8 protein-coding genes and 1 tRNA gene are annotated in these 8,184 nt (G+C 37.3%); 6 read left to right on the top strand and 3 right to left on the bottom strand.

The genetic code is table 11. The annotated features are described in order from the left end of the window. Together BMY50_RS20215 and BMY50_RS20210 are read left to right on the top strand one after the other, a co-directional pair. Window positions 1-268, top strand: a 268-nt coding sequence (locus BMY50_RS20215; protein WP_139202303.1) for a transposase, incomplete at its 5' end; no start/stop codon positions are given. Between the two features lie 239 nt (window positions 269-507). After that, entirely contained in the window at window positions 508-738 is a 231-nt protein-coding gene (locus BMY50_RS20210) for a cytochrome b5 domain-containing protein (protein WP_093328187.1), read from the top strand. 13 nt (window positions 739-751) lie between these two features. On the opposite strand, the gene BMY50_RS20205 is transcribed toward BMY50_RS20210, so the two are convergent. Then, a complete protein-coding gene (locus BMY50_RS20205) occupies window positions 752-1,666 on the bottom strand; it encodes a PfkB family carbohydrate kinase (RefSeq protein ID WP_093328184.1) in 915 nt (304 codons plus the stop codon). 50 nt (window positions 1,667-1,716) lie between these two features. Continuing rightward, window positions 1,717-1,793 (bottom strand) — tRNA-Asn (locus BMY50_RS20200). Window positions 1,794-2,256: 463 nt separating this feature from the next. Here BMY50_RS20200 and BMY50_RS20195 point away from each other — a divergent pair. Further along, the gene (locus BMY50_RS20195; RefSeq protein ID WP_093328182.1) at window positions 2,257-3,552 is read left to right on the top strand and encodes an NAD(P)/FAD-dependent oxidoreductase; all 1,296 of its coding nucleotides are present in this window, start codon (window positions 2,257-2,259) and stop codon (window positions 3,550-3,552) included. 125 nt (window positions 3,553-3,677) lie between these two features. Here the strand turns inward: BMY50_RS20195 and BMY50_RS20190 are convergent, their stop codons facing one another. Further along, window positions 3,678-5,144, bottom strand: coding sequence for a glycine--tRNA ligase (locus BMY50_RS20190; protein ID WP_093328229.1), 1,467 nt, complete (start codon window positions 5,142-5,144; stop codon window positions 3,678-3,680). A 607-nt stretch (window positions 5,145-5,751) separates the two neighbouring features. Between BMY50_RS20190 and BMY50_RS20180 the strand changes: the two genes are divergently transcribed. From BMY50_RS20180 to BMY50_RS20170, 3 genes are all read left to right on the top strand, one after another. Further along, the gene (locus BMY50_RS20180) at window positions 5,752-6,693 is read left to right on the top strand and encodes a glycerophosphodiester phosphodiesterase family protein (protein ID WP_093328177.1); all 942 of its coding nucleotides are present in this window, start codon (window positions 5,752-5,754) and stop codon (window positions 6,691-6,693) included. 14 nt (window positions 6,694-6,707) lie between these two features. Then, the gene (locus tag BMY50_RS20175; protein WP_093328175.1) at window positions 6,708-7,415 is read left to right on the top strand and encodes an ABC transporter ATP-binding protein; all 708 of its coding nucleotides are present in this window, start codon (window positions 6,708-6,710) and stop codon (window positions 7,413-7,415) included. A 109-nt stretch (window positions 7,416-7,524) separates the two neighbouring features. Further along, entirely contained in the window at window positions 7,525-8,112 is a 588-nt protein-coding gene (locus tag BMY50_RS20170; protein ID WP_093328172.1) for a hypothetical protein, read from the top strand. The last annotated feature ends 72 nt before the right edge of the window (window positions 8,113-8,184 follow it).

Genomic DNA, 8,184 nt, shown 5'->3' with positions numbered 1-8,184 from the left:
CCACGAGGGAAAGTCAAAGATATCAAAAAAAGGAAATAGCTTCATTAGAAAGGCACTCTATATGCCTGCACTCGCTGCTAGCCGATATAATAAAGATCTAAAAGTATTTTATGAAAGAATAATTGACAGGAAGCCAGCTAAAAAAATCGGAATAACTGCTGTAGCTAGAAAGTTGCTGATCTTAATATATATCTTATGGAAGAATGATCAGGAATATATTTTCGAAGAACAAATAAATAACGCTGTAATGGAAGTAGGCAGATACTGAGATCTGCCTACACAGGATGAATAGCTTGCGCTGCTCTCCTTTATAAAAAATAAAGTTATAAAATATTTGGAATTTAACACAGTACCTTTTTTTTCAAGAGAAAAGAAGTTGAATAAAATAAAGGTTCTATTATAACCAGCGAGCTCACGATACTACGCTAAAAGGAAAATGCTTCTCCTATAACCGCCAAATTTACGATTGATCCATTTTTATTCTTAGTTTTATCGTTAAAAATCAATATGTACCCTTCATATAATAAAAACCAGCTAGCACGTAGGAATGGGCAAGACAAACCTGAGATTTGGATTGCTTATCAAGGATTAATTTATGATGTTACAAGTAGTAGATTATGGTTGAAGGGAATGCATTATGAACATTGGGCGGGGCAAGATTTAACAGAGGAGCTTTTAGATGCTCCTCATGGAAATGAAGTCTTCAGCAAATTCCAAATTATAGGCAAGTTGGATTAGTGAACGCTGTATCTTAAATGTTAAAGGACGTTAAGGAGCTGAATAACTGCACCCTTTCATTTATGTCGTGAATGGTCAGCTTTTCAATACGTTCAATACCAAACTTCTCCACACAAAAAGAAGCTAAAGCAGACCCAAAGATCACACCGCTTTTCATGCTTTCAAAATCAAGCACATCGGTACTTGCTAAATAACCTATAAAGCCTCCTGCAAACGTATCGCCAGCCCCTGTTGGGTCAAAAACTTCTGCTAAAGGTAAGGCCGGTGCTGAGAATATTTTATTTTCTCCAAAAAGAAGGGCCCCATGTTCTCCCTTTTTTATAATGAGGTATTTTGGACCCATATTCAAGATCACACCGGCAGCTTTCACCAAAGAAAATTGACCTGATAACTGACGTGCTTCCTCGTCATTGATGGTGAGAACGTCCACCTTTTTTAGTACCTCTTTAAGATCGTCTAAAGCTATATTCATCCAGAAATTCATCGTGTCTAATACAATGAGTTTTGGTCTCTTCCGTAATCTATTAAGCGCTGTTAACTGAACTTGTGGACTTAAATTTCCTAAAAGAATATATTCAGCTCCCTGATAGCTATCTGGAATGATTGGGTCGAAGTCTCCAAGTACATTTAGTTCAGTTACCAAGGTGTCTCGCGTATTCATATCATTATGATATCTGCCCGACCAAAAGAATGATTTTTCTCCTTCCTTTATTTGTATTCCATCAATATCAATATTGTGGCTGGTAAACTTAGCAAGATTCTCTTCTCCAAAATCTTCACCCACTACACCTATAATTTTAACTTGCTTATGGAGATAAGATGCGGCGATAGCTGCATAACTGGCGGCACCGCCCACTATTTTGTCTGTTTTCCCGAAAGGTGTTTCTAGGGCGTCGAATGCCACAGATCCAAGAATGATTAAACTCATAAAGTTTTGGAATTGAATATAAACAAAAAAACCCCGTTGTTATACGGGGTTGGCTCCTGAAGCTGGGCTCGAACCAGCGACCCTCTGATTAACAGTCAGATGCTCTAACCAGCTGAGCTATTCAGGAATGTTTTCTCTGGTTAAGACAGCTCTTTAAAAAGTCTTTTTGTGAACTGCGATGCAAATATAGGGGAATGTTTTAAAATGTCAAATGATTTTTTTGTTTTTTGTCTGTACATATTTAAAAGAAACAACTATGCTGCTCATTTTCAGAAAGAAAAAATACCGTGAGTACCAAATAAAATGTTCCATAACAAATTATCGCGAAATAAATATAAAAACTATTGCATGTTGGCAATTGTTAAATAGCACAAGAGATAAACAGTAGCAGATGTTAGGTCGAATTGATATATGATATTTGTGTGATATTAGATTTTTATACTTAGTGTTTATTGTACACTAATATCAGAATTTAATTTTATATTTGTCAGTGTATTTTTGACGATGAAGAAGCAAATCAAGTATTGCGTAACAACTTAAAAATTGTCACTTTTGCGCATCGTTTAAATTCGGCATTTAAAATTAATATTATGAATATTGTAATAGTTGGTGGTGGTTTCGCTGGGATGAATTTAGCTAAGCAGCTGTCAAAGGACAAGAGCCTGGATATTACATTGATAGACAAGAATAACTATCATTTTTTTCCACCATTAATATATCAGGTAGCAACGGCATTCATTGAAACATCCATCATCACGTATCCTTTTCGTAAAATGTTCAGTCGCGCGCATAACTTCAGGTTTCATTATGGTGGTTTGGAATCCGTAGATACGCAGCAGAAAATTGTTTCGACTGCATCCGGACAGGTTTCTTATGATTATTTGATCTTGGCAATGGGTACTGAAACCAATTATTTTGGGATGGAGAATGTTGAGAAGTATGCTGTACCAATGAAAACTATCGATGATGCTATCAATCTACGAAATCATATTTTACGTAATGGAGAAAGAGCGGCGCAAGAGCAGAATGACGAGGAGCGCACTAAGTTTTCTACTATTGTAATATCTGGAGGAGGCCCTACTGGTGTAGAGCTTGCGGGAATGCTGGCGTATATGAACAAAAAAATTCTTGCGAAAGAATATCCGGAATTTTCGCAGAATGGAAAAATGCGGATTGTTTTAGTGGATATGGCGCCGACTTTGCTGGGTCCGATGAGTAAAAAATCGCAGCAGGAAGCGTTTGACGTACTTCAGGAGATGGGTGTGGAAGTCAAATTGAATACAGGTGTTAAGGATTATATAGATGGGAAAGTACTCTTTGCTGATGGCTCTAATATTGAAACAGATACATTAATATGGTCTTCGGGGGTTATTGCGAGAGAAGTACCTGGCTTACCGAAAGAGTCGATAACTAGAGGACGGCGGATTTTGGTAGATGAATACAATAGGGTAAAAGGCCTTTCCGACGTTTTTGCAATTGGCGATATATGCTTACAAACTGCAGATGCTGCTTTTCCTAATGGGCACCCACAACTTGCTCAGGTAGCTATACAGCAGGGTATCCTATTAGCTGAAAATTTAGTCAATCTTATAGAAAAAAGACCCTTAAAAGCATTTAAGTATAATGATAAAGGTAGTATGGCCATTATAACTAAAAATAAGGCCGTTGTAGATTTACCTAAGTTTACCTTTACAGGCTGGTTTGCTTGGTTAACCTGGTTATTTATACATATTATTCCTATTGCAGGTTTCCGGAATAAAATTAAACTTGTAACGGGTTGGTTCTGGTCGTTTCTAACTAATAATCCGAGCTTACGTTTAATTATTAGGCCTTTAGAGCAGCAACAAAACAGTAAACCCGTGGCTGCTGAAGAAATTCCAAAATAGAGATAATTTTTATAAAGAGACAACAAGGCATCCCTGATAAAAGGCGGTGCCTTTTTTATGAAGGGATTTTGCAGATAATAGTTAAAAGCGAATGGATTGATGGAACAATCCATTCGCCGTTATGGTTATAAAATCTCTTTCAATAGCGACTTCCAACCAACAATCCCTTCTAATATCCGTTCAAGGTCTGCTATGGCAACCCGTTCCTGCTCCATGCTGTCGCGATGGCGTATGGTAACGGTGTTGTCTTGGAGACTCTGGTGGTCTACCGTAATACAGATAGGTGTTCCAATAGCGTCTTGTCTACGATAGCGTTTTCCAATGGCATCCTTTTCCTCGTAGATTAAATTATAATCCATTTTTAATGCATCCATGATTTCTCTTGCCTTTTCGGGCAAGCCGTCCTTTTTAGTTAAAGGAAATATTGCCGCCTTAATGGGAGCCAGGGCCGGGTGCAAATGAAGAACAGATCTGGAATCTGCTTTCTCCGGTGTACTCAAGTCTTCCTCTTCATACGCGTTGCATAAAGTTGTTAAGAACATCCTGTCTAAACCGATGGAAGTCTCTATAACATAAGGAATGTAATTTTGATTAACTTCGGGATCAAAATATTGCAATTTCTTTCCTGAGAATTGCTGATGCTGACTTAGGTCAAAGTCCGTTCTTGAATGGATGCCTTCCACCTCCTTAAATCCAAATGGGAAATCATATTCAATATCAACGGCAGCATTTGCATAATGTGCAAGCTTCACATGGTCATGGTAACGATATTTCGATTGATCAGGCTTTAGTGCAAGATGCCATTTTAAGCGGGTCTCTTTCCATTTATTGTACCATTCCAACTCTGTTCCTGGCCTAACGAAGAATTGCATTTCCATTTGTTCGAACTCGCGCATGCGCATAATAAACTGTCGTGCAATAACCTCATTTCTGAAGGCTTTACCGATCTGTGCGATGCCGAAAGGAATTTTCATTCGTCCTGTTTTTTGGACGTTTAGAAAATTGACAAAGATGCCTTGCGCCGTTTCCGGTCTTAAATAAACCTCATCAGAGCCTTCTGCCATGGCACCCATTTGGGTACTGAACATCAGATTGAATTGACGTACTTCCGTCCAGTTCTTCGTGCCTGAAATCGAACAAACAATGTTATGTTCTTCAATAATGGCCTTTAAACTTCCTAGATCATCTTTGTTCAATGCATTATCTAAGTCGGCTTGTAGTTTATTCGCTTTCTCCGTTTTGCCGTCTTTTTGATAACGGGTAATTTTATCCTCAATCAATTGATCCGCTCGGTAACGTTTTTTTGAATCCTTGTTATCAATCATGGGATCGTTGAAACCATCCACATGGCCCGAAGCCTTCCAGATTTTTGGATGCATAAAAATAGCAGAATCTATTCCTACAATATTTTCATTTAATTGCACCATTGCTTTCCACCAGTAGGTTTTTATATTGTTTTTTAGCTCAGCACCTAACTGGCCATAATCATAAACAGCACTTAAACCATCATAAATTTCGCTGGAAGGAAATACGAAGCCATATTCCTTAGCATGTGATATAACATTCTTAAAAAGTTCGTCGTTGGTTTTCATTAAATAAATTGTTTTCTTATTAGCATTGAAGCTTTCCACATACAGTGGACTGTTTCATTAATAAATTTAAATGTATTTTAAAAAGGTTGAGCTATCCTTTCGATATACTTACCATAGCAACGACAAACCTAATATAAAATTCTTATATTTTCATCCGTATATAATTATTGATCTATATGTTTATTTTCTAGCGGTGTTAATGAGCGCGCTTTGCTTGGTTTGTTTATTCATATTATGTTCACCTTTTACTGCATTATTCATAAGTATTTATTTTCAAAGGCATTCATGAGCTCGTTTCACTCGGTTCATGCTGCCTTCGGTAGTTTTAAAGGTTTATTCATTTCACTATGTGATTGGCAAATCATGATGGTCTCTTCAATAAAGCAAATCAAATGCAGCCCTTCGAAGGTGTAAGATCTTGTAGAATAAAGAAGGATGAATAATTGCGCATAAAAACAAATTTCTCTAAGTTTGAATTCAAATACTTGAAAACCATTTTTTTTATCTAAAACCTTTATATTTATAAATAAGGTATTTCCTTTCATCTTACAAATAGATGTTTTGGTTTATGGAAGTTAAATACGGTATTTGATCCTAGTGTTTTTTTATGAATAAGTTAGTATATATAAGTATCTTTTTTTTACTGAGCGGGACGATAAGTGCTTGTTCTTTTACAGACGCAAATGGTGGAAATTATAGCAAGCAGTCGCGCCTCGAGCTACGGTCTGTAGAGGATTTATATCGTTTTTTAACATATAATAAACAGCGTTTACCGTTAATAAGCGCGCATAGAGGTGGCCCCGAGCCGGGTTTTCCTGAGAATGCAATAGAAACGTTTGAAAGGAGTGCAAGCAAACAACCGTTGATAATCGAATGTGATATAGCTCTTAGTAGAGACTCTGTATTAGTTATGATGCACGATGATAAGTTGGACCGTACCACTAATGGTAAAGGTTTATTAAGCAACTACACTTTAAAAGAGTTACGAGCACTTTATTTAAAAGATAATGAGGGCAAAAAAACAGCTTTTCGAATTCCGACACTTGACGAAGTGTTAAAGTGGGGCAAGGGAAAAGTTATTTTTACACTTGATATAAAACGCGGAGTACCTTTAGATTTGGTAATGGACGCCGTTAGGCGAAATGCAGCGGCTTCTTATGCCGTGATTATTACTTATAGTGCTTCTCAAGCAGCTCAAGTGCATCAGATTGCTCCCGATCTCATGATCTCTGCTAGCATAAAAACAATTGACGATTTGGTGAGGCTCAGTGATTACGGCATTCCTGATAATCGTTTAGTGGCCTTTGTGGGAGTAAGCGAGCCAAGGGCCGAGGTATACAAAGAGTTGCACGATCATGGAATTATGTGTATTATCGGTACCATGGGTAACCTAGACAACCAAGCGAAGGCGCGGGGAGACAATCTTTATTATCGATTAATAGAACATGGTGCCGACATCATATCTACCGATCGACATAATGAAGCGGGAGCCCAATTAGCGAAATATAGAAAGGATAACGGAATAAGCACGGCGGTATTAAGCAAATAATTCCCTGAGATAAGATGTCATTAGTAGTTAAAGGGTTAACAAAAGATTTCAGCAATCAACGCGCAATCGACGATGTTTCTTTTGCTGTGAAGGAGAATAAAGTAATTGGATTTTTAGGTCCTAATGGTGCGGGAAAGTCTACAAGCATGAAGATTATTGCCGGTTTTTTGAAACCCACTAAAGGGTCGGTATCTGTACAGGGACTTGATATCAGGCAACATAACCGAGATGTAAAACGTTTAATTGGCTATCTACCGGAAAATAATCCACTTTATTTAGATATGTATGTGCGAGAAAGTTTACGCTTTACGGCCGATATTTATCAACTTCATCAAAAGCAGCAGCGGATTGATAAGGTGATAGACATGGTTGGTTTAGGTGATGAAACAAGAAAGAAAATAAAGGAATTATCGAAAGGGTATAAACAGCGTCTGGGCATCGCACAAGCTATTTTGCATGATCCTAAGTTATTAATACTAGACGAGCCTACTGCGGGTTTGGACCCAAATCAATTACAGGATATAAGGAGTCTTATAAAAGCACTTGGAAAGGAAAAGATTGTAGTGTTTTCAACGCATATTATGCAAGAGGTAGAGGCTGTATGCGACGAGATAATCTTTATTAATAAGGGTAAAATAGTTGGAGATTTCACTTTATCTGATCTTGCAAAAAACTATGATAATAAGCGCTTAGAAGAGGTTTTTAGATATTTAACGCAATAATAAATGTAGCGGTTTACAATTTAAAATAAACATTTATGGCATGCTTTGTGTTAATTCAGAATAATAATTAACATTAATTAACAAATTGAAAAATTAACAATTGAAAGCTATGAAACGTTTACTTTTATTTTCTGTAATTTTATTAGGGAGCTTTTTTGCCGTAAAAGCCCAAAATGTGGATGTAAATAAGCCGCAAATGTCGGAAGATGTGGGCTTGACACCCATAAAAAAGGGAAACTGGATGGTAGGTGGTAGTTTGGGTTCAATGGGATACAGTTTTGAAGGGAAGTCATTCAATGTAAATATTAATCCTCGAGCAGGTTATTTTGTTTCAGATGGTCTAGCTATAGGTTTATCTCTTAATGGTGGATTTCAATCTGTGAAAAATAGTGAAGATATTTGGACCTATGGAGTAGCACCTTTTGTAAGATATTTCTTTCCAGAAGGATCATCGTCTACCGGTAGATTCTTTGGGCAAGGAGAAGTGGGGATTGCTGGTGCTAACAATGGAAGTGATGTGACCTTTGCCGCTGGTGCGGGTTTAGGTTATGCGCACTTCATTACCAGAAGTGTTGCATTGGAAGCCGTAGTAGGATATAATTATTCGAAGGCCAATAATGCCAGCGCTAATGCACAAAATGGTCTGGGCTTTAACTTAGGCTTCCAAATTTATTTACCTGGTCAAGGAAATAAATAAGTATAAGTCATTAATATTAAAAAGAGCATCCATTCAAAAGTGGATGCTTTTTTGTTTTAGCACTTTTTTTAT

Source organism: Olivibacter domesticus, from assembly GCF_900109575.1.
GTDB lineage: Bacteria > Bacteroidota > Bacteroidia > Sphingobacteriales > Sphingobacteriaceae > Olivibacter > Olivibacter domesticus.
Note: the sequence above shows the minus strand (reverse complement) of the source record. Positions and strands in the feature narration are given on the sequence as shown.

Coding starts and splice junctions, on each gene's coding strand:
- BMY50_RS20210 (WP_093328187.1), top strand. CDS start 508: ATGTACCCTTCATATAATAAAAACCAGCTAGCACGTAGGAATGGGCAA.
- BMY50_RS20205 (WP_093328184.1), bottom strand. CDS start 1,666: ATGAGTTTAATCATTCTTGGATCTGTGGCATTCGACGCCCTAGAAACA.
- BMY50_RS20195 (WP_093328182.1), top strand. CDS start 2,257: ATGAATATTGTAATAGTTGGTGGTGGTTTCGCTGGGATGAATTTAGCT.
- BMY50_RS20190 (WP_093328229.1), bottom strand. CDS start 5,144: ATGAAAACCAACGACGAACTTTTTAAGAATGTTATATCACATGCTAAG.
- BMY50_RS20180 (WP_093328177.1), top strand. CDS start 5,752: ATGAATAAGTTAGTATATATAAGTATCTTTTTTTTACTGAGCGGGACG.
- BMY50_RS20175 (WP_093328175.1), top strand. CDS start 6,708: ATGTCATTAGTAGTTAAAGGGTTAACAAAAGATTTCAGCAATCAACGC.
- BMY50_RS20170 (WP_093328172.1), top strand. CDS start 7,525: ATGAAACGTTTACTTTTATTTTCTGTAATTTTATTAGGGAGCTTTTTT.